The organism is Thiomicrospira sp. ALE5, assembly GCF_900112445.1.
In the GTDB taxonomy this organism is placed as follows: domain Bacteria; phylum Pseudomonadota; class Gammaproteobacteria; order Thiomicrospirales; family Thiomicrospiraceae; genus Thiomicrospira.
In genome coordinates this window covers 1-19,491 of the sequence record NZ_FOYY01000003.1, presented here as the reverse complement: position 1 = coordinate 19,491, position 19,491 = coordinate 1, and the positions used below count along the sequence as shown (strand labels likewise).

Sequence of the window (19,491 nt, the reverse complement as noted above, 5' to 3'; positions counted from 1 at the left end):
TCCTTTAAAATTCAAAACCTTCGATCTTGGCAATCGTATTCATGTCTTTATCGCCTCGACCGGATAAATTGATAATAATCCGTTGAGTCTTTGCCATGGTTGGTGCCAATTTCATCACGTAGGCTAGCGCATGGCTGGTTTCTAATGCCGATATGATCCCTTCCATTTGCGTGACATCACGCCAACCAGCCATGGCCTCGTCATCGGTGGCTGCAACAAACTCTGCGCGGCCAATATCTTTTAACCATGCTAGCTCTGGTCCCACACCGGGATAATCCAAGCCTGCTGAAATGGAATGTGTGCCCATAATTTGACCCGCCTCATCTTGCATCAAGTAAGTTCGGTTACCATGAAGTACACCCGGCGTGCCTTTACAAAGCGGCGCAGCATGACGTTGTGTATCTAAACCATCACCACCAGCCTCTACCCCAATAATCCGTACCGATTCGTCGGGTAAAAATGCATGAAATAAACCCATAGCATTGGAACCGCCCCCAACACAAGCCATGACTACATCAGGCAAAGCGCCTTCTTGATCAAGCATTTGTTGGCGAGCTTCTTGGCCAATAATAGCCTGAAAATCCCTCACCATCATTGGATAGGGGTGCGGCCCTGCAACCGTGCCAATAATATAAAAGGTATTGTCAACATTCGTTACCCAGTCGCGCATCGCTTCATTCAAAGCGTCTTTTAGTGTACGCGTGCCCGACTCTACTGGAACCACTGTAGCACCCAACATTTTCATACGCGCGACATTCGGTGCCTGTCGAACAACATCGTCAGCCCCCATATAAACCACACACTCTAAACCCAGCCGTGCTGCAACAGTGGCACTGGCCACACCATGCTGCCCCGCACCTGTTTCAGCAATAATGCGTGTTTTTCCCAAACGTTTAGCCAATAGTGCTTGGCCAATCGTGTTATTAATTTTATGCGCACCCGTATGATTGAGGTCTTCGCGTTTTAAAAATATTTGTGCGCCACCTAAATGGTCTGACCAGCGTTTAGCGTGATACAACGGGGTCGGCCTACCAATGTAATCCTGATAGTCTTTTAATAATTCCGCTTTAAAAGCTGGATCGTCTTTGACCATTTCATATTGATCACGTAACGCTTCAAGTGGCGCCATCAATGTTTCTGGTGCAAAAATACCGCCAAAAGGACCAAAGTGTCCGTGCTTATCTGGATATTGTGAAAAATCAATCGTTTGTATATTTGAATTACTCACCTACAGCCCCTAAACATTTACATTACTGATAAATTGTTGCATCTTTTCCGCTGACTTTATACCTTTACTTGCCTCGATACCACCACTAACATCGACGCCATATACGTTTGTTTGCCTAATGGCCATTTGAACATTACCTGCGTGCAATCCGCCAGCAAGTATTATTGGTCTCGTTTGCTGCTCAGAACTAGGCAACCAATCCCAATTAAAGGTTTCACCGGTTCCTCCCGGCACACCTGGTTTGTAGGTATCAAGCAACCATGCTCGTGCATGTTGATACTCATTATTTAACCTTAACCAATCCATGCTTTCATGCATCGCTAAAGCTTTAATGTATGGACGGCTAAACTGATGACAAAAGTCACCCGACTCGTCACCATGAAACTGTAATAAATCTACACCGACATGATCAACCACCTGCTGGACTAAATCTATCGAAGGGTTTACGAACAATGCCGTGGTTGTAACAAAGGCTGGCAGGCTACTAATAATATCCTTGGCCTGGTCAGGTGTCACTGCTCTAGGACTAGGCGGATAAAAAACCAAGCCTAGTGCATCAACACCGTATTGCGCGGCCAATAATGCATCTTCTGTACGCGTAATACCACAAAACTTAACCCGAGTTCGCTTAGCTACCATAACACCTCACCAAGGGATAATTGCGGTAAAGAAAATGATTGTGGATAAAAGGCTTTTATAAAATACAAACCTTCTGCTGGAGCGGTGGCATAGGCTTTAGTTCTATCTTTCATAGCTAAAAGCTCCCCGGCCCACTCTATGGGCTTCTCACCCCGCCCAATTTGCATTAGGGTCCCGGCAATATTTCTAACCATGTGATGCACAAACGCATTTGCTTTTATATCGATATGCACAAAATCTTGATGCCTCGACACGCTAAGCATTTGCAGCTCTCGTCGTCCATGTCGAGCTTGACATTGCGATGCCCGAAAAGAGCTAAAATCCTGCTCCCCTATAAGAGCGGAACCCGCATGGTGCATCGCTTGCTCATTTAATGGGTGGCGCTCCCAATACACACGCCCATGTAATAAAGCACTGGGCTGTAACCTATTGTAGATCACGTAGCGATACTGGCGCGCTTGTGCACTAAACCGAGCATGAAAATTTTCATCCACCTGCTGAGCCCAAACAACCCTAATATCTCTTGGTAACAGGGTGTTGGCACCTTGCATCCATGCCGTTTTTGGTCTTTCACGATCTGTATCAAAGTGCACCACTTGACCGAAGCCATGAACGCCAGCGTCTGTTCGACCGGCACAATGAACATCAATCTGGGCATGAGCAATCTGACCCAAGGCTTTTTCAAGCTGTCCTTGTACCGAGTTACAATGGCCTTGGCGCTGCCAGCCACAATAGTCTGTACCGACATACTCCACCCCTAAGGCCCAGCGATTCATCACAAATAATGCGCTATGAGTAATTCTGCAATTTGTACGGTATTAGTGGCGGCACCCTTACGGACATTATCAGCCACAACCCAGAGATTGATGCCTGTATCAATCGTAATGTCTTCTCTAATACGCCCAACATAGACTGGGTTAGTATTAGCTGCATCGGACACCGCCGTTGGATACCCTCCATCTTTATGCTCGTCAATGACAACAACACCCTCGGTTTGCTGAAATAATTCACGTACTTGAGCTGCGGTTATTTTTGCTTTGGTTTCGATATGAACTGCTTCACTATGACCATAAAAGACTGGCACACGCACTGCAGTAGGATTAACTAGGACTGACTCATCACCCAGAATCTTCCTCGTTTCCCACACCATCTTCATTTCTTCTTTGGTGTAACCGTTATCCATAAATACATCAATCTGAGGGATACAGTTAAAAGCGATTTGTTTTGGGTATACGTCCGTTGTGATAGGTTTGAGATTAAGCAAATTAGCTGTTTGCGTTGCAAGTTCTTCAATCGCTTCTTTGCCTGTACCCGATACGGCCTGATAAGTCGCGACATTGATACGCTCAATTCCAACCGCATCATAGATAGGTTTTAACGCAACTAACATCTGGATGGTAGAGCAGTTTGGATTAGCAATAATGCCACGCGTTTTGTAATCCGCAACCGCATCAGGGTTCACTTCTGGCACAACAAGTGGAATATCGTCGTCATAACGGAACTGCGATGTATTATCGACCACAACACAGCCAGCTGCAGCGGCTTTTGGGGCATAAATAGCGGAAACACTTGCACCAGGTGAAAACAGACCTATTTGAGCTTGACTAAAGTCAAATGTCTCTAAATCTCTAACCGTATACCATTCGCCTTTAAATTCGATACGCTTTCCTACAGAACGTGCACTTGCCAACAAATATAGTTCACCAACGGGAAAATCACGCTCTTCTAACACTTTTAGTATAGTTTCACCCACTGCACCTGTCGCGCCAACGACCGCAATATTATATTTTTTCATTTTGAATCCTTTTCATCTTGTACTTCTGTATCCTGATTAACATGGGGCAGTAACTTAGCTAGATCCTCAGTGGCTTCAGCTTCTAATCCATGACTGTTGCCTAGAAAGCGGCCGCCCTTTTCAATGATTAAATCGCCACTGAGAAGATCGCCATAGAGTTGACCTTGGCAGAGCACTTCTACTTCTTGAGCACTGACAGAGCCTTTTAATATTCCATTTATATAGACTTTTTGCGCATTAATCTGCCCAATTACACTTCCTGATAATCCAATGATGACTTCGTGTTGGCTATAAACCTGCCCTTCGACGACACCATCAATAAGCAAAGGCCCTTTTAGATCAACTAATTCGCCTCGGACTCGAACCCCTTCTGCGATAATAGTCTTTCCGTTTTTTGAACTTGTTGATGAACGGCTTGAACTAAAGATCCCCATGGTACTCCTTCAACTTGCTCAAAGATATTTTCATAATTTTCTAAATTCCACTCAACAAAAGGGGCTGGGTCAAGTTTGCGCTGAATAAAGGTAACTTCATAATGTAAATGCGGCCCTGTTGACACACCTGTATTACCTATCGTACCAATCAAGTCACCACTGTGAACATATTGCCCAGCTCGCACATTCATGGTATCTAAATGCGCATAAAATGTTCTAAAACCAAAAGCATGGCTCAGAATAATCAGGTTCCCGTAGCCACTACCCTTATTATAACTAGCGTACTCTACTATACCATCTGCTGTTGCAATAACACCATCACCACGACTACCCCGATAATCAATACCAGAGTGAAATTCACGCGTGCCTCGCACAGGGTGCTGACGCCAACCATAACCACTTGAAACACCTTGAAAATTACTGACAGGCCTTCCTGTAGGTAGGGCTTGAAGAAGAAATTGCTTCTCCAGTGCGCTAAGTTGAAGCAATTTTACACGCTCTTCAATTGGATATTCGTCTTGCCCATGTGGGGAACCAACCAAATCTTCCAAGCTGCGTAAAGTTTCGTCCAAAAAAACAACCTGCCGCTCCGTGGTGCTGAGCTCATAAAGTAACTGCTGTTTTTGCTCTGCAATACGATCACGCTGTACTTGGTATTGCGCCATCCTAGCTAGATAAGCAGACTCTGATTGATACTGCTGGTATTTAATTTGCTCGTATTGCTGATAAGTCCAAATAAAACCCAACACGACCAATAATGACATGAACAGACTGACCGCAAGCACCAACAAAACGAACTTTTTTAAAAAAGCGGATACCGAATAGTGTTTCGCACCTCGAATATCTGAAACAGTAATGCTGATTCTATTTTTCATGCGACCGACTTAAATGCGCTCAAAGCTTGGCAACGACTGCATCACCCATTTCTGAAGTTGATACGCGCGTCATACCCTTTGAATAAATATCACCTGTTCGCAATCCTTGATCTAATACAGCACTTACGGCTTGCTCTATTTTTACAGCCAAATCTTCACGCCCTAAACTATAGCGCAGCATCATGGCAGCGGATAAAATGGTAGCTAATGGATTGGCAAGATTTTGGCCTGCAATATCTGGAGCCGAACCATGGCTTGGCTCATACATACCCTTATTGTTTGCATCTAACGATGCCGATGGCAACATACCAATTGAACCAGTCAACATTGAAGCCTCATCAGATAAAATATCGCCAAACATATTGCCCGTTACAATGACATCAAACTGTTTTGGGTTACGCACAAGCTGCATGGCCGCATTGTCAACATACATGTGTGACAGTTCAACTTCAGGGTACTCTTTAGCAAGATCTGTCATCACTTCACGCCAAAGCTCAGTCACCTCAAGTACATTGGCTTTATCCACAGAGCAAACCTTCTTGTTTCGCTTCATCGCCGCTTGGAAAGCAACATGACCAATACGCTTAATTTCAGATTCAGAATAGACATAGGTGTTATAGCCTTGACGCTCGCCGTTTTCCAAAGTTCGTATACCACGAGGTTGACCAAAATAAATACCCCCTGTTAACTCGCGCACAATCAAGATATCAAGTCCGCTGACCACGTCTGGCTTTAACGTCGATGCATCAGCTAACTGTGGATACAAGAACGCAGGACGCAAATTGGCAAATAACTCCAAGTTGGATCGAATGCCAAGTAGGCCTTTCTCAGGACGTACCGAAATATCCAACGATTCCCACTGATAACCCCCTACTGCACCCAACAAAATAGCATCTGCCGCCAACGCTGCTTTTAAAGTTGCATCAGGAAGCGGATGACCATGCACATCATAAGCAGCGCCACCCACAAGGCCCTCGGTCATAGCGATATCTAAATTGTGATGCTGTTTAAGCGCATCCAGCACTTTAACCGCCTGAGCAACAATCTCTGGACCAATGCCATCACCTGGCAACAATAAAACTTGCTTTGTCATATCAACCTCAAAAATTTAAAAATTAAGATAAGTTTGGCGTTACAAATAGCCATGGTGCCTGCTGTTGACGCTTCGCTTCATATTGAGCTATTTCATCACGGTGAACTAAGGTCAAACCAATATCATCTAGGCCGTTTAATAAACAGTGTTTACGAAAACTGTCTACCTCAAAACCAATTTGCTGCCCTTTAGGCGTGGTAATGGTTTGGCTCGCCAAATCAACGTCTAATTGATAACCTTCATGTGCTTCAACTTCATTAAATAGTTGCTCGACGTGATCATCTGACAAAACAATCGGCAAAATGCCGTTTTTAAAACTATTATTAAAAAATATATCAGCAAAACTGGGGGCAATAATGACATCGAATCCATAGTCTTTTAATGCCCAAGGAGCATGTTCGCGACTTGATCCGCAGCCAAAATTCTCTCGCGCCAAGAGAATTTTAGCCCCTTGGTAACGCGCTTGGTTTAAAACAAAATCGGGGTTGACTGGACGCGCTGCACAATCTTGCTCAGGCTGTCCTACATCCAGATAACGCCATTCATCAAACAAGTTAGGCCCAAAGCCACTGCGCTTAATAGACTTTAAAAACTGTTTAGGGATAATCGCATCCGTATCAACATTGGCACGGTCTAGTGGTGCCACAATCGCATTCAAATGGGTAAACTGAGTTAAGCTCATTATTTTCTCCTAGACCATCTCTCTAACGTCAACAAAATGTCCGGCAATCGCCGCAGCCGCTGCCATAACAGGGCTAACTAGATGGGTTCGCCCACCCGCACCTTGGCGTCCCTCAAAATTCCTGTTAGAGGTTGATGCACAGTGCTTCTGAGCAGGAAGACGGTCGGCATTCATCGCTAAACACATTGAGCATCCAGGGTTTCGCCACTCAAAGCCTGCATCGATAAAAATCTTATCCAAGCCTTCTTGTTCAGCTTGTTGCTTAACCAGGCCTGATCCCGGCACAACAAGTGCCTGCTCAACAGTTGTTGCCACTTTTTTACCTTTTACCGCCGACGCCGCGGCACGCAGATCTTCGATGCGCGAATTGGTACAGGAGCCAATAAAAATATAATCTAATTGAATATCTCGAATGGGTGTATTGGCGGTAAGACCCATATAATCAAGGGCACGCTGCATTCCTTTTGCTTTGACAGGATCTGCCTCCGTTGCCGGATCAGGCACCTTATCATTTACACCCACTACCATCTCTGGTGAGGTGCCCCATGATACCTGGGGTTGAATCGCTGAGCCATCTAGTACTACGACTTTGTCAAAGTGTGCCCCCTCATCTGAATGCAGCGTCTGCCAATGCGCAACGGCCTCATCCCAGTGTTCATCTGCCGGTGCAAAAGGCCGTCCTTTTACATATTCAATTGTTTTGTCATCAACCGCGACCAGGCCTGCTCGTGCGCCGGCCTCAATCGACATATTACACACAGTCATTCGCCCTTCTATTGACATATCACGCAATACTTGGCCACCAAATTCCATGGTATAACCTGTACCGCCGGCTGTGCCAATTTCACCGATAATCGCTAATACCACATCCTTAGGCCCAACACCTGGCTGCAATTGACCATCAACGCGTACAAGCATGTTTTTATTTTTCTTTTGAATGAGGCATTGTGTTGCCAGTACATGCTCAACCTCAGATGTACCAATACCGTGAGCCAATGCGCCAAGCGCCCCGTGAGTGGACGTATGAGAATCACCGCAGACAATTGTCATGCCTGGAAGCGTAGCACCATTTTCAGGCCCAACAACATGCACAATCCCCTGACGCACATGCCCCATACCAAACTCTGTAATACCAAACTCCTGGGTATTACGATGCAATGTCTGTACTTGAATACGCGAAATAGGATCAACAATACCCTCTGCGCCACCTGCTACGGGCGTGGTTGGCACATTATGATCGGCTGTTGCCAAATTCGCACTGATACGCCAAGGGGTGCGACCTGCCAAACGCAGCCCTTCAAAAGCTTGAGGCGACGTCACCTCGTGCAACAATTGGCGATCGATATAAATTAATGCCGTTCCATCTTCTTCTTGACGCACAACATGCTCGTCCCACAACTTATCGTAAAGTGTTTTTGCAGACATAACCTATTCCCATCTTGACTTGTGCGATCTATCGCCGCGTTGTGTATAGCTTAAAAGTTAACTATTTATTATAACATTTTGTGATTTCAGCAAAAGATTAAAATATAATCCTTAGCCTTAGTTATTGGGCTGTTATTTATGAGTTATCAAATCAAAGAAGCATTTTATACTTTGCAAGGTGAAGGCTTTCACAGTGGACGACCTGCGATTTTTTGCCGCTTTACGCAGTGCAATTTGTGGACAGGGCGCGAGATTGACCGCGCACAGGCTGTTTGTCAGTTTTGTGATACGGATTTCATTGGTACTGACGGGCAAAATGGCGGGCGTTTCGACACCCCCTCTGCGCTTGTAAATCACTTACTCACATTATGGCCCCAAACCGCAGCAGCCAAACCCTTTATCGTTTTAACAGGTGGAGAGCCTTTATTACAAGTTGACCAACAACTCATCGACGCTTTACACCAACGGAACTTTGAAATTGCCCTGGAAACAAATGGTACAAAAACACCCCCTAAAGGCATTGATTGGATTTGCGTCAGCCCTAAAGCCAATGCGCCATGGCTGCTAACTGAAGGCGATGAGCTTAAGCTTGTTTTTCCACAACCCAATCTTATGCCAGAAGACATTGCCTATACAAGTCACTTCAAATATTGTTACTTACAACCCATGGACGGTGTAAACACCACTAACAATACCCGCTTAGCGGTTGAATACTGCTTAAACAACCCTTCATGGCAACTCAGCCTACAAACCCACAAAATACTCGGCATAGACTAGTCTACGCCAAAACATCAAGCAATATAATGGAGGCATCCTAGATGGACTGGAATCAAAAGTACCAAGGGCAAGACTACTTTTACGGCACTAAACCCAACGACTTTTTAAAATCCCAAGCCACCCTCTGGCAGTCACCCAAAAAAATTCTATGCATCGCCGAAGGTGAAGGACGCAACGCTACTTATTTAGCGTCCCTTGGCCATCGGGTTTTTGCCATTGACAGTTCAAGCGTTGCGCGCGAAAAGGCGCTTAAACTTGCCGCATCATCACAGGTCACAATTGACTACCAACTCGCCGACCTCGCAAACTTTGACTTCGGGCAACAACAGTGGGATGCGGTGGTCAGTATTTTTTGCCACCTGCCATCTTCGTTACGCCACAAAGTACATCAACGGGTTGAAGCAGGCTTGGTGCAAGGTGGCACCTTTTTGCTCGAAGCTTACACACCCAACCAGTTAGCATTTGGAACGGGAGGACCAAAAGATACCAACCTTCTTTATACGCCCGATCAAATCACAAACGACTTTAGCCAGATTAACTGGTCACTAGCTCATGAAGTGCAACGTAACATTCAAGAAGGCACTGGGCATCAGGGAATGAGTGCGGTTATTCAGTTCCTTGGCTCCAAGAAATAATGAATAAATCTTAAGCAATACAAACCCCAAGCCAAACGTTAAACCGGGTAGATATTGCACACCCCTTTTAGCGTGCGTGGCAGACTTAGGCCACGCTTTGCTCTCTCTGCAGTTGCTTCATTCAGCTGACTTACGCTAAAGGTTTTAGCATAATTTGATGTGGCCAGTACAAGCTTGCAACCCTCCTCAAAAACTGTTGCACAAACGAGCTTTTCACCTTTAGGCAGCTGCATTAACTTATTACCCTTGCCCTTGTTTAGACGCGGAAGGGCATCCTCTCCAAAGATTAACAATCTTGGCTCAGCTGAAACAACAGCCACAGAACCACCCTTAATTACTTTTGCAACCGCAATTAATTCATCGCCGTCGGACAAGTTTAAAATCAACTTACCCGATTTGGTTTTGGAAAGCAGCTGGTTAAAAGGCACCACAAATCCATAACCATGCGACCCAGATACAAAAACTTCATCACCTGGATCAGCGACAAGCATCGCCACTATCCTAGCATTAGCTGGCAAGCTAAATCGTCCACTTAATGGCTCACCATGACTTCTAGCTGAAGGCAAGGAATGACATGCCGCAGCATAGGCTCGCCCAGTAGAGTCAAAAAACACCACCGTTTGACGAGAGTTCGCCTGACACTGAGTTAAGAAGGCATCGCCTGACTTATAGGTTAATTTATCGCCTTCGACATCACTGCCTTTTGCCGCTCTGACCCAACCATTAACTGATAAAACAAGCGTTAAGGTTTCCGAGGGCAACAAATCTTGTTCACTCATCGCTGTTGCAACAGGCGCAGAATCAAGCGGCGAGCGGCGAGGATCACCGTGCAAGTCGGCATCAGCTGTTAACTCCTCTTTTAACAAAGACTTTAATCGCCGATTACTCGCCAATACAGCCTGCAGCTCATCGCGCTCCGCAGCTAACTCAGCTTGCTCACCAGTAATCTTTATCTCCTCAAGCTTAGCCAAATGACGCAGCTTAAGCTCCAAGATTGCTTCTGCCTGAGTATCGGTTAAACTAAAACGGGATATTAGCTCAGGCTTAGGCTGATCATATTCACGAATAATGGCAATAACTTCATCAATATTAAGAAACGCAATCAATAGACCATCTAAAATATGAAGACGCGATAATATTTTATCCAAACGAAACTGTAGACGACGTCGCAGTGTAGTTGTTCGATAGGTTAACCACTCAGTTAAAATTCCCCGTAACGTTTTAACCTGCGGACGGCCATTTAAACCAATAACATTAAGGTTGACTCGGTAAGACTTTTCGAGATCCGTCGTCGCACATAGGTGTAAAAATACATCATTTACATCTACTCGCTTTGAGCGTAGCTCAATGACCAATCGTGTTGGCGATTCATGGTCGGATTCATCTCTCAAGTCAACAATCATCGGCAGTTTTTTGGCCCGCATCTGGCTTGCAATCTGCTCTAACACCTTGGCACCCGACACCTGAAACGGCAACGCATCAATGACTAAATTCACGCTATCCTCTATTACATAGTTAGCTCTTTGGCGCAATGAGCCTTGCCCATGAGTATAGATACGCGCAATATCTTCTGCGGGTGTAATAATATGCGCAGAATTGGGGTAATCCGGCCCGGGTACTAACTTAAATAGTGCTTCATCACTCAAATCGTCATTATCAAGTAAAGCAATACAACCAGCCACCAATTCACGTAAATTATGCGGTGGGATATCGGTTGCCATACCCACCGCAATACCCGAGGTACCATTCAGCAAAATATGTGGCACACGTGCAGGCAATACCTCTGGCTCATTAAGCGAACCATCAAAGTTTGCCACCCAATCAACCGTTCCCTGCCCCAATTCTTTTAGAAGCAAATCGGAAAATGCAGACAATTTTGACTCTGTGTAACGCATTGCAGCAAAAGACTTAGGATCATCTATTGACCCCCAATTGCCTTGTCCATCAACCAAAGGGTAACGAAATGAAAAATCCTGTGCCATTAGCACCATCGCTTCATAGCATGCGCTATCCCCATGAGGATGGAACTTACCCAGCACATCACCTACTGTTCTAGCCGATTTTTTATATTTTGCAGAGGACTTTAAACCCAATTCCGACATGGCATAAATAATCCGCCGCTGAACAGGTTTCAAACCATCACATATACTTGGTAACGCACGATCTAAAATGACATACATCGCATAATCGAGATAGGCTTTTTCGGTAAAAAAAGCCACATTTTGCTGCTCAATACCGTCGTAGTTGATGGTTTGTTGACTCACAAATCTACTCCTTTGTCACTTTACCAATCGCACAACTGACAAAAGATTTCGCTTTCGCTGTTGCCGCATCCAAACCTTTAACGCTGCCTGTCTTTGGGTAGCCCATCTTAGCCAAAGCACTTAACACCTGCTCATACACAAGCTCACTATCAGCATTAAATTCTACCCGACCAACTTCCAGCTCAACTTTTATATCTGAAACACCGCTTATATTGTGCATATTTTTTTTAATTTGATTAGCGCACCCGCCACACTTAATATTCTCAACCTCAATCGAATAAAACATACCCCTCCCTCATACCTGCACAACCCAAAAAATTAATATTTCAAGGTTAACATAACTACAGAATCTAGATCATACAGTCATGCTATTATATGATTTAATTGCATTTACTAGTAAAAATTCGCATTAACGAGGCAACATAAGTATGGCGACCAAGAACACTAAACACGTAACCACTACTGAGGCCTGTAACCTGATTGGCGTTTCCAAAACGGTTATTAAACGTTTGGCGGATGAAGGTGTGCTAAAAATTTGGAAAACACCCGGCGGGCACAGGCGGCTTTTACGTTCATCCGTCGATGATTACATAATGAAAAATGGTCGCGTTTATGTTAACGGAGATGATGAAACACTTAAGGTGCTTGTGGTTTGCAATGATAAGGCATTAGTAAGTACCATCGAGAACTTAGCAAACAAACTTACATTTTCGATTACGACTTTAGTTGTGAGCGACGAATATCAAGCATTAATTATGGCGGGAAAATATATCCCAGAAATCATCTTGTTTGATCTAAACGAAGACCATGACAACATCTATAAAGTGATTGAAGCGATTCAAACCCATCAATTAACCAAAAACGCTACCATAATATCTATGTCAGACTCAGCTACAGCAGATGTCAAACGTGAGGGTTTACCTCAAAACATTACGGTCATGCATAAGCCTGTTCAACCAGATATCTTAAAACAGTTTTTAACTTACGAATATAATCTCAAAAAAACCTAACAACATGCCAAGCCTTACAAGGAGGCTTGGCATCATTGAGTTGGTATTATGCACTTAATGGTGCTTTACCCGCCTTTTCAAATTCAGCTACGGCTGCTGACATAGCTTCATCTAGAATCTCAAAGCCCTCTTCAAGCTCAGTTTCACTAATGACCAACGGCCCTAAAAACTTGAGCACCTGATCACTTGCACCTGCTGTTTCCATCATCAAACCGCGCGCAAATGCCTGTCGAGACACTTCATTACAAAAGTCTTCAACTAACGACTCTAATCCCCAAATCATACCGAGACCACGGACATCCGAAATCCAATTTGGATAACGAGCCTGAATACGCTTGAATGCCTGTTCAACTTTTTCACCCTTAGCACGAATAGAACGACTAAAATCGTCATTGCGCCACAGTTCTAAAGCTGCTGTGCCAGCCACAAAGGCATAACTATTACCTCTAAATGTGCCTGTATGCTCACCTGGTGACCAAACATCAACATCCGGCTTCATTAACACAATTGACATAGGCATACCCGTGCCAATCGACTTAGAAAGCGTGATGATATCAGGCTGAATACCAGCGCGCTCGAAGGAGAAGAAATCGCCCGTTCGACCATTACCTACCTGAATCTCATCCATAATTAATAAGATATCTAACTCTTTACATAAGTCTGAGAGTTTTTGTAACCATTCAACACTGGCTACGTTAATCCCGCCTTCCCCTTGAATTGACTCAACGATAATCGCTGCAGGTAAATCATACCCTGAACTACCATCCGACAAGTAATGCCGTAACATATCGACACTATCCATATCATGGTCAAAATAATTGTCGTATGGCATTTTGTTAACATTACGGGGCACACCGTAATAATCATCATGATAGAACTCATTCCCCGTTACAGCCAAGGCACCTAAACTGTGACCATGATAGGCATTAGTGAATGCAATAACATTTGATCGCTGCTTCATTTTGCGCGCTAACTTTAATGCCGTTTCAACACCATTAGCACCCGTTGGACCAACAAACTGAACCTTATAATCCATTTTACGCGGCTTTAGGATAATTGACTGAAATGCTGATATAAAATCATGCTTAGCCACAGTCGCTTTATCTAACGCATTGGTAATGCCGTTGCGCTGTATGTAATTAATTAAAGCTTGGTTGATAAGCGGGTGATTATGACCATAGTTCAGCGAACCTGCTCCGCCAAAAAAATCGATATATCGCTTACCTTCTACATCGACAATAGTGGCACTGGTCGCCGTGTCAAATACGGCAGGAAATGAGCGAATGTAACCGCGCACGTTTGATTCATATTGTTCAAATAATGAAATATCCATTTTATACTCTTTAATTTTTTAGTTAAGTTAATTATTTTGTCTATTAAAAATAGAGGAGATTATAACGTAAGGTCAATCACAACGTAGGGCTCAGGATCGTGATCGGCCCCTAAGTGTTCTTCGGTCAAAAAAGAATGCGTAGATAGTTTGCCACCAAGTGCAGCGGCATAGCTCTCGAATAAAGCATTTGATGCTGTATTGTAAGGGGAAATAGTACAAACCACCTTATCGATCTCTTCAAACCAAGGCTGCGACGCAAAATGCAACAACAACTTTTTGGCCAACCCATTACCACGCGCTTCTGAAGCAACAGCTATTTGCCAAACGAACAAAGTACTCGGTTCTTTGGGTAGTCTATAGGCTGTCACAAACCCCAGAGGACAATTATTGTCGTCATGAGCTAATGCACAGGTCTGAGAAAAATGATCGGCTAAAAGGAAATATAGATAACTCGAATTAATATCAAGGGTATTGGATGACTTAACGAGTTCTGAAATCGCTTGACCATCAGCAAGCGTGGTAGGTCTAATCGTAATGTTCATAAACATTTACGTTTTAACGACACATCAAAAGCAAAAACTGCACTCAGGATGTGGACCGGAAAAAAACGTCTCCTCTTATATGTTTTAAATTTTGTTTCTCTACTAACTTAACACAGGTAAATCAAATAATGCAAGACTAACTAAAACATGACACTCAGATAATGGGCTTTAATCATGATCGATGCCCATGCCACAATTGAGCTAGTTACAACTTAAAAAGTAATTATTTAATAAGCCTTCCGCATTACTTTGAGAAAAATTCCAAAATCGGCTAAAATCACGCCTTTAATTAAATCTTGTATAGCGAACAGCATGAACCTATTTGCGTTAGGCGTGAACCATGAAACGGCACCAGTAGAAATACGTGAAACTATTTCTTTTTCAGCCGAAAGTGTTTTCAATGCTTTACAAGAATTAAAACAATCTGGTGCGGTGAATGAATGCGTAATTCTATCAACCTGCAACCGCACAGAAGTTTATTTCACCCTTGAGCGACCAGAATCTGAACCTGTCATTATTTGGCTGCATCAGTTTTTTTCCTTACAAACCAACCAACTGGCGCCTTATCTCTATTTACACCAGGATCTTGCTGCCGTTCAGCACATTATGCGCGTTGCCAGTGGCCTCAATTCATTAGTATTGGGTGAACCGCAAATTTTTGGCCAGCTTAAGGATGCATATAATCTAGCGCACAAATCCTCCAGCATTCATCATACGCTAGGCAATTTATTTCAAGCCGTATTCAGAGCAACTAAGCAAGTTCGGACAGATACTGCCATAGGTAATAGCCCTGTATCTGTTGCATTCGCAGCCGTCTCGCTTGCGAAACAGTTTTTTGGCGATCTATCTCAACAGACAGCGTTATTAATTGGTGCCGGAGAAACCATCGAGTTAGTTGCAAGACACCTACATGAAGCAAATGCTCAACGCATTGTGATTGCAAATAGAACATTTAGTAAAGCACATAGTCTTGCTGAGAGCTTAAATGGCTATGCCATTGAGTTAGATGAACTCGATGCTCACTTACACGAGGCTGATATTATTATTGGTTCGACCGGTAGTCCATCAACGTTGGTCAGTTATGATAGTGTTAAGAAGGCACTGAAAAAGAGGCGTAATCGTCCGATGTTTATGATTGATATTGCCGTACCACGTGATATCGACAGTCGTGTTAACCAATTCGATGATGTATATCTTTACACAGTGGATGATTTAACAGACATCATAGAACAAAACAAACAATCCAGAAAAGATGCAGCTGAAGCAGCTGAAGATATTATTCAGTTACACGCTGAGCGGTTCATGTGCCAACAACAGGCTATTCAATGTATTAATCCGCTGATTCGCAGTTACCGCATGCAAGCTGACATTTATAAGAATAAACTATTAGAACAATCATTACATGAGCTAGATCTTGGCCAAGATCCCAAACAGGTTATCAAAAAGTTGGCACACCAACTGACCAACAAATTGACCCACCAACCAAGCTACCAATTACACAAGGCCGGTGAACAAGGTGATCAAGACATCATTCACTATGCTGAGCGTCTTCTCATAGAAGATAAGCAAAATGAAATTATTGCTCGTTAAACTTAAAAAGCACTTTACCTAATGAAAGACTCGATACAACGAAAACTGCAAACACTAGTAGAACGTCTCGAAGAAGTCGGCGCTCTGCTTTCGGACCCTTCGGTCGTCAATAACCAAACAGAATTCCGCAACCTATCCAAAGAACATGCACACCTGGAACCGGTTGTATCAAGCTATCAAGCTTACTTGGGTGCGGAAGCTGATCTACAAGAAGCCAAAGACATGATTGCTTCAGGAGATCGCGAACTTAAAGAGTTAGCTCAAGAAGAATATCCGATATTGGAAGAGCAACTGGCTACACTCGAGCTTTCACTTCAGAAAATGCTGCTGCCACGCGACCCAAATGATGACGCCAATATTTTCCTAGAAATCCGGGCAGGTACAGGGGGCGATGAAGCCGCTATTTTTGCTGGCGACCTTTTTAAAATGTATGCTCGCTACGCTGAAAGCCAGCGGTGGCAAATTGAAGTCATTAACACCAGTGATGGAGAACATGGTGGTTATAAAGAAATAATTGCACGCATTATTGGCGATGGTGCCTATTCAAAATTAAAATTTGAGTCAGGCGCACATCGGGTGCAACGTGTACCTACTACAGAAACTCAAGGTCGCGTTCACACCTCAGCTGCCACTGTTGCTATTATGCCGGAAGCGGCAGATGTTGAACAGGTTGAACTCAATCCAGCAGATTTAAAAGTGGATACCTTTCGGGCGTCAGGTGCTGGTGGTCAGCATGTAAACAAAACCGATTCGGCCATTCGCATAACCCACATCCCAACCGGCACTATTGTTGAATGTCAGGATGAACGCTCCCAACACAAAAATCGTGCAAGAGCCATGTCGCTATTGGCAGCACGTATTATGGATGCAAAACGCCAAGCACATGATCAAGAAATTGCCCAAGCTCGTAAATCCTTAGTAGGTTCAGGTGATCGTTCAGAGCGCATAAGAACCTACAACTACCCGCAAGGACGAGTGACTGACCATCGTATCAACCTTACACTTTATAAATTAGATGATGTCATGAATGGCGGACTCGCTCAGGTAATCGACCCATTAATCCATGAATATCAAGCAGAACAGCTAGCTGAGCTTAGTAAGCAAGATTAATATGCTGGACAAACCTGCAGCAAAAATGTCTATCTCTTGTGCCCTAGAATGGGCACAATCTAAACTGCTTGCCACCCAAACCCTCTCAAACTTTGAAGCTAAGTTTGAAGCTGAGTTTCTACTAACTGAGTTACTCAATGTCAATCGCGCACACCTGATTGCCTGGCCAGAATCTATCTTATCTGCTGAAAATAAAGCAGCTTATATTAATGCGGTAAATGGTCGTGTCAGCGGCCAGCCCATAGCCTATATTCTTGGTTATCGTGAGTTTTGGGGGTTAAAACTAAAAACGACCCCTAACACCTTAATACCAAGGCCAGATACTGAAATACTGGTTAATGAGACACTCAAAAAAATAACGTCTGAGACACAACGTATAATTGATCTTGGCACAGGAACTGGGGCAATAGCTATTGCTTTAGCAAAAGAAACCCAAGGAAACCAGAACCTTGAGATTATAGCAACAGACCTAGATTCTGCGACCCTTGCCACTGCCCAACACAACGCCTTAGAACATCAGGCCTCTATTAGCCTTATTCAAAGTGATTGGTTAAAACCATTTAGTTACAGCTCGCAATTTGATATTGTTGTGAGCAACCCACCCTATATCGAAGAAGATGACCAGCATCTCTACAAAGGCGATTTAAGGTTTGAACCCATAAGAGCCTTAACATCAGGTCATGATGGACTTACTGCCATCACAACTATTATAAAAGAATGCCAAGACAGGTTAAAAAAGGACGGCTGGCTATTGCTTGAACATGGTTATGCACAGGGCGAAAATATAAGAAGCTTATTGAATAGCCATGGGTATAAATCAATAGAAACTATTAAAGATTACGCCAACCTAGATCGGGTAACAATCGCGCAGCGGTAATGGAGCTTCAATGATCAACGAACTTAATGATGAACAGCTTGAACGTTATGGACGACATATTCTACTTGATGAAATTGGCTATGAAGGGCAACTCACCCTTGCCAACAAACGAGTTGCGATTGTAGGTCTAGGCGGGCTAGGCTCTCCTGTCGCGCTATACATGGCCTCAGCAGGAATTGGTGAACTAACACTGATTGACTTTGATTCAGTTGAATTATCAAATCTACAACGTCAACTTATCCATAATGAACAAAGAATAGGTGTAAATAAAGCTATCTCCGCCAAACAAAGTATTTCAATACTTAACCAGGAAACCCGTGTCAATACGATTACAGATAAGCTAGATGATAGTAAACTTGAAGAAGTTATCATTCATCACGATCTAATATTAGACTGCACTGATAACTTCGACAGTCGTTACCAACTTAACCGACTCTGCTATCAACATAAAACCCCATTAGTTTCAGGTGCTGCAATTAGGTGGGAAGGGCAAATTAGTACCTATGACTTCAGCAAGAAAGAACAACCCTGTTATCAATGCCTGTTTCCAAGGAAGATTAACACCCCTAGCAATGAGTCTTGTACACAAAGTGGGGTAGTTGCACCACTACTTGGCATTATCGGCTCCATGCAAGCAATAGAAGCTATCAAATGCTTGCTAAATCTCCCAACCCTCAATGGCAAACTAACCATTATTGACGGCTTAACAATGCAAATTAGACAATTCAACCTAATTAAAGATCCAAACTGCCCAACTTGTAACAATAAATAGCTTGCAAGATAAATCACATAGAATAGGACTTAGGCATGTTCAGATAATAAAACCAGACAGAAAAAAAGGCAAAAAAAAACCCCTCATATGAGGGGTTTGAGATGTGGAGCTTGGCGATGACCTACTCTCGCATGGGGAGACCCCACACTACCATCGGCGCTGGAACGTTTCACTTCTGAGTTCGAGAAGGGATCAGGTGGTTCCATTCCGCTATGGTCGCCAAGCAATTCGGTTTTGTAAACGCCTTCGGCCTTTACTAAAATTCTTTGCTTAGGAATTGATCTCTTCAATTCGATAACATGCCTTGATTATCTCAAGCTCACATGCCAGTTAAGTCACTTTTGAGTTGTATAGTTAAGCCTCACGAGTAATTAGTACAAGTTAGCTTCACACATTACTGCGCTTCCACA

General features: G+C 43.7%; 20 protein-coding genes and 1 rRNA gene. 7 read left to right on the top strand and 14 right to left on the bottom strand.

The annotated features are described in order from the left end of the window. Positions 1-4: 4 nt before the first annotated feature. The 9 genes from trpB to leuC are packed head-to-tail and all read right to left on the bottom strand — an operon-like array spanning position 5 to position 8,171. Positions 5-1,228, bottom strand: coding sequence for a tryptophan synthase subunit beta (trpB, locus tag BM293_RS00120; RefSeq protein ID WP_093445931.1), 1,224 nt, complete (start codon positions 1,226-1,228; stop codon positions 5-7). A gap of 9 nt (positions 1,229-1,237) precedes the next feature. After that, complete coding sequence (locus tag BM293_RS00115) at positions 1,238-1,867, bottom strand: phosphoribosylanthranilate isomerase (protein WP_093445929.1); 630 nt, start codon at positions 1,865-1,867, stop codon at positions 1,238-1,240. Beyond that, on the bottom strand, positions 1,861-2,643 hold the full coding sequence (truA, locus tag BM293_RS00110) for a tRNA pseudouridine(38-40) synthase TruA (protein ID WP_093445928.1): 783 nt from the start codon (positions 2,641-2,643) through the stop codon (positions 1,861-1,863). Before truA ends, BM293_RS00115 begins: the two co-directional genes overlap by 7 nt. Beyond that, positions 2,643-3,662 carry an aspartate-semialdehyde dehydrogenase gene (locus BM293_RS00105; protein ID WP_093445926.1) on the bottom strand — a complete coding sequence of 340 codons (1,020 nt, stop codon included), beginning with the start codon at positions 3,660-3,662 and terminating at the stop codon, positions 2,643-2,645. Before BM293_RS00105 ends, truA begins: the two co-directional genes overlap by 1 nt. Then, the gene (locus BM293_RS00100; protein ID WP_234968839.1) at positions 3,659-3,988 is read right to left on the bottom strand and encodes a bactofilin family protein; all 330 of its coding nucleotides are present in this window, start codon (positions 3,986-3,988) and stop codon (positions 3,659-3,661) included. The genes BM293_RS00105 and BM293_RS00100 overlap by 4 nt, the downstream gene beginning before the upstream one ends. Before the next feature lie 17 nt (positions 3,989-4,005). Then, the gene (locus BM293_RS00095) at positions 4,006-4,971 is read right to left on the bottom strand and encodes a M23 family metallopeptidase (protein WP_093445923.1); all 966 of its coding nucleotides are present in this window, start codon (positions 4,969-4,971) and stop codon (positions 4,006-4,008) included. Positions 4,972-4,990: 19 nt separating this feature from the next. Further along, positions 4,991-6,064, bottom strand: a complete 1,074-nt coding sequence (gene leuB, locus BM293_RS00090) for a 3-isopropylmalate dehydrogenase (protein WP_093445921.1) — start codon at positions 6,062-6,064, stop codon at positions 4,991-4,993. Between the two features lie 22 nt (positions 6,065-6,086). Then, the gene (leuD, locus tag BM293_RS00085; protein ID WP_093445920.1) at positions 6,087-6,746 is read right to left on the bottom strand and encodes a 3-isopropylmalate dehydratase small subunit; all 660 of its coding nucleotides are present in this window, start codon (positions 6,744-6,746) and stop codon (positions 6,087-6,089) included. Between the two features lie 9 nt (positions 6,747-6,755). After that, positions 6,756-8,171 (bottom strand): 3-isopropylmalate dehydratase large subunit, encoded by a 1,416-nt coding sequence (gene leuC / locus BM293_RS00080; RefSeq protein ID WP_093445918.1) that lies wholly within the window; start codon positions 8,169-8,171, stop codon positions 6,756-6,758. A gap of 138 nt (positions 8,172-8,309) precedes the next feature. Here leuC and queE point away from each other — a divergent pair, with 138 nt between their 5' ends. Together queE and BM293_RS00070 are read left to right on the top strand one after the other, a co-directional pair. Then, positions 8,310-8,948 (top strand): 7-carboxy-7-deazaguanine synthase, encoded by a 639-nt coding sequence (queE, locus tag BM293_RS00075; RefSeq protein WP_093445917.1) that lies wholly within the window; start codon positions 8,310-8,312, stop codon positions 8,946-8,948. 41 nt (positions 8,949-8,989) lie between these two features. Beyond that, positions 8,990-9,583, top strand: a complete 594-nt coding sequence (locus BM293_RS00070) for a class I SAM-dependent methyltransferase (protein WP_093445915.1) — start codon at positions 8,990-8,992, stop codon at positions 9,581-9,583. A 38-nt stretch (positions 9,584-9,621) separates the two neighbouring features. On the opposite strand, the gene parC is transcribed toward BM293_RS00070, so the two are convergent. Then, on the bottom strand, positions 9,622-11,847 hold the full coding sequence (gene parC / locus BM293_RS00065) for a DNA topoisomerase IV subunit A (protein WP_093445913.1): 2,226 nt from the start codon (positions 11,845-11,847) through the stop codon (positions 9,622-9,624). A 4-nt stretch (positions 11,848-11,851) separates the two neighbouring features. Next, positions 11,852-12,133 (bottom strand): heavy-metal-associated domain-containing protein, encoded by a 282-nt coding sequence (locus BM293_RS00060; RefSeq protein WP_093445911.1) that lies wholly within the window; start codon positions 12,131-12,133, stop codon positions 11,852-11,854. A gap of 142 nt (positions 12,134-12,275) precedes the next feature. Here BM293_RS00060 and BM293_RS00055 point away from each other — a divergent pair, with 142 nt between their 5' ends. After that, a complete protein-coding gene (locus tag BM293_RS00055; protein WP_093445910.1) occupies positions 12,276-12,857 on the top strand; it encodes an excisionase family DNA-binding protein in 582 nt (193 codons plus the stop codon). Positions 12,858-12,903: 46 nt separating this feature from the next. Here the strand turns inward: BM293_RS00055 and ectB are convergent, their stop codons facing one another. Together ectB and ectA are read right to left on the bottom strand one after the other, a co-directional pair. Continuing rightward, positions 12,904-14,190, bottom strand: a complete 1,287-nt coding sequence (gene ectB / locus BM293_RS00050; RefSeq protein ID WP_093445908.1) for a diaminobutyrate--2-oxoglutarate transaminase — start codon at positions 14,188-14,190, stop codon at positions 12,904-12,906. 59 nt (positions 14,191-14,249) lie between these two features. Beyond that, positions 14,250-14,738: a diaminobutyrate acetyltransferase gene (gene ectA / locus BM293_RS00045; RefSeq protein ID WP_093445907.1), complete on the bottom strand. Its 489-nt coding sequence runs from the start codon at positions 14,736-14,738 to the stop codon at positions 14,250-14,252. A 306-nt stretch (positions 14,739-15,044) separates the two neighbouring features. Between ectA and hemA the strand changes: the two genes are divergently transcribed. The 4 genes from hemA to BM293_RS00025 are packed head-to-tail and all read left to right on the top strand — an operon-like array spanning position 15,045 to position 19,081. Continuing rightward, a complete protein-coding gene (gene hemA / locus BM293_RS00040; protein ID WP_093445905.1) occupies positions 15,045-16,322 on the top strand; it encodes a glutamyl-tRNA reductase in 1,278 nt (425 codons plus the stop codon). Positions 16,323-16,343: 21 nt separating this feature from the next. Continuing rightward, positions 16,344-17,432 (top strand): peptide chain release factor 1, encoded by a 1,089-nt coding sequence (gene prfA / locus BM293_RS00035; protein ID WP_093445904.1) that lies wholly within the window; start codon positions 16,344-16,346, stop codon positions 17,430-17,432. A gap of 1 nt (position 17,433) precedes the next feature. Next, positions 17,434-18,309: a peptide chain release factor N(5)-glutamine methyltransferase gene (gene prmC, locus BM293_RS00030; protein WP_200770578.1), complete on the top strand. Its 876-nt coding sequence runs from the start codon at positions 17,434-17,436 to the stop codon at positions 18,307-18,309. Positions 18,310-18,319: 10 nt separating this feature from the next. Continuing rightward, complete coding sequence (locus BM293_RS00025) at positions 18,320-19,081, top strand: HesA/MoeB/ThiF family protein (RefSeq protein WP_093445902.1); 762 nt, start codon at positions 18,320-18,322, stop codon at positions 19,079-19,081. 108 nt (positions 19,082-19,189) lie between these two features. Here the strand turns inward: BM293_RS00025 and rrf are convergent. Beyond that, a 5S ribosomal RNA gene (gene rrf / locus BM293_RS00020) occupies positions 19,190-19,305 on the bottom strand. Positions 19,306-19,491: the final 186 nt, after the last annotated feature.

Coding starts and splice junctions, on each gene's coding strand:
- BM293_RS00115 (WP_093445929.1), bottom strand. CDS start 1,867: ATGGTAGCTAAGCGAACTCGGGTTAAGTTTTGTGGTATTACGCGTACA.
- truA (WP_093445928.1), bottom strand. CDS start 2,643: ATGAATCGCTGGGCCTTAGGGGTGGAGTATGTCGGTACAGACTATTGT.
- BM293_RS00105 (WP_093445926.1), bottom strand. CDS start 3,662: ATGAAAAAATATAATATTGCGGTCGTTGGCGCGACAGGTGCAGTGGGT.
- BM293_RS00095 (WP_093445923.1), bottom strand. CDS start 4,971: ATGAAAAATAGAATCAGCATTACTGTTTCAGATATTCGAGGTGCGAAA.
- leuB (WP_093445921.1), bottom strand. CDS start 6,064: ATGACAAAGCAAGTTTTATTGTTGCCAGGTGATGGCATTGGTCCAGAG.
- leuD (WP_093445920.1), bottom strand. CDS start 6,746: ATGAGCTTAACTCAGTTTACCCATTTGAATGCGATTGTGGCACCACTA.
- leuC (WP_093445918.1), bottom strand. CDS start 8,171: ATGTCTGCAAAAACACTTTACGATAAGTTGTGGGACGAGCATGTTGTG.
- queE (WP_093445917.1), top strand. CDS start 8,310: ATGAGTTATCAAATCAAAGAAGCATTTTATACTTTGCAAGGTGAAGGC.
- BM293_RS00070 (WP_093445915.1), top strand. CDS start 8,990: ATGGACTGGAATCAAAAGTACCAAGGGCAAGACTACTTTTACGGCACT.
- BM293_RS00060 (WP_093445911.1), bottom strand. CDS start 12,133: ATGTTTTATTCGATTGAGGTTGAGAATATTAAGTGTGGCGGGTGCGCT.
- BM293_RS00055 (WP_093445910.1), top strand. CDS start 12,276: ATGGCGACCAAGAACACTAAACACGTAACCACTACTGAGGCCTGTAAC.
- ectB (WP_093445908.1), bottom strand. CDS start 14,190: ATGGATATTTCATTATTTGAACAATATGAATCAAACGTGCGCGGTTAC.
- ectA (WP_093445907.1), bottom strand. CDS start 14,738: ATGTTTATGAACATTACGATTAGACCTACCACGCTTGCTGATGGTCAA.
- hemA (WP_093445905.1), top strand. CDS start 15,045: ATGAACCTATTTGCGTTAGGCGTGAACCATGAAACGGCACCAGTAGAA.
- prfA (WP_093445904.1), top strand. CDS start 16,344: ATGAAAGACTCGATACAACGAAAACTGCAAACACTAGTAGAACGTCTC.
- prmC (WP_200770578.1), top strand. CDS start 17,434: ATGCTGGACAAACCTGCAGCAAAAATGTCTATCTCTTGTGCCCTAGAA.
- BM293_RS00025 (WP_093445902.1), top strand. CDS start 18,320: ATGATCAACGAACTTAATGATGAACAGCTTGAACGTTATGGACGACAT.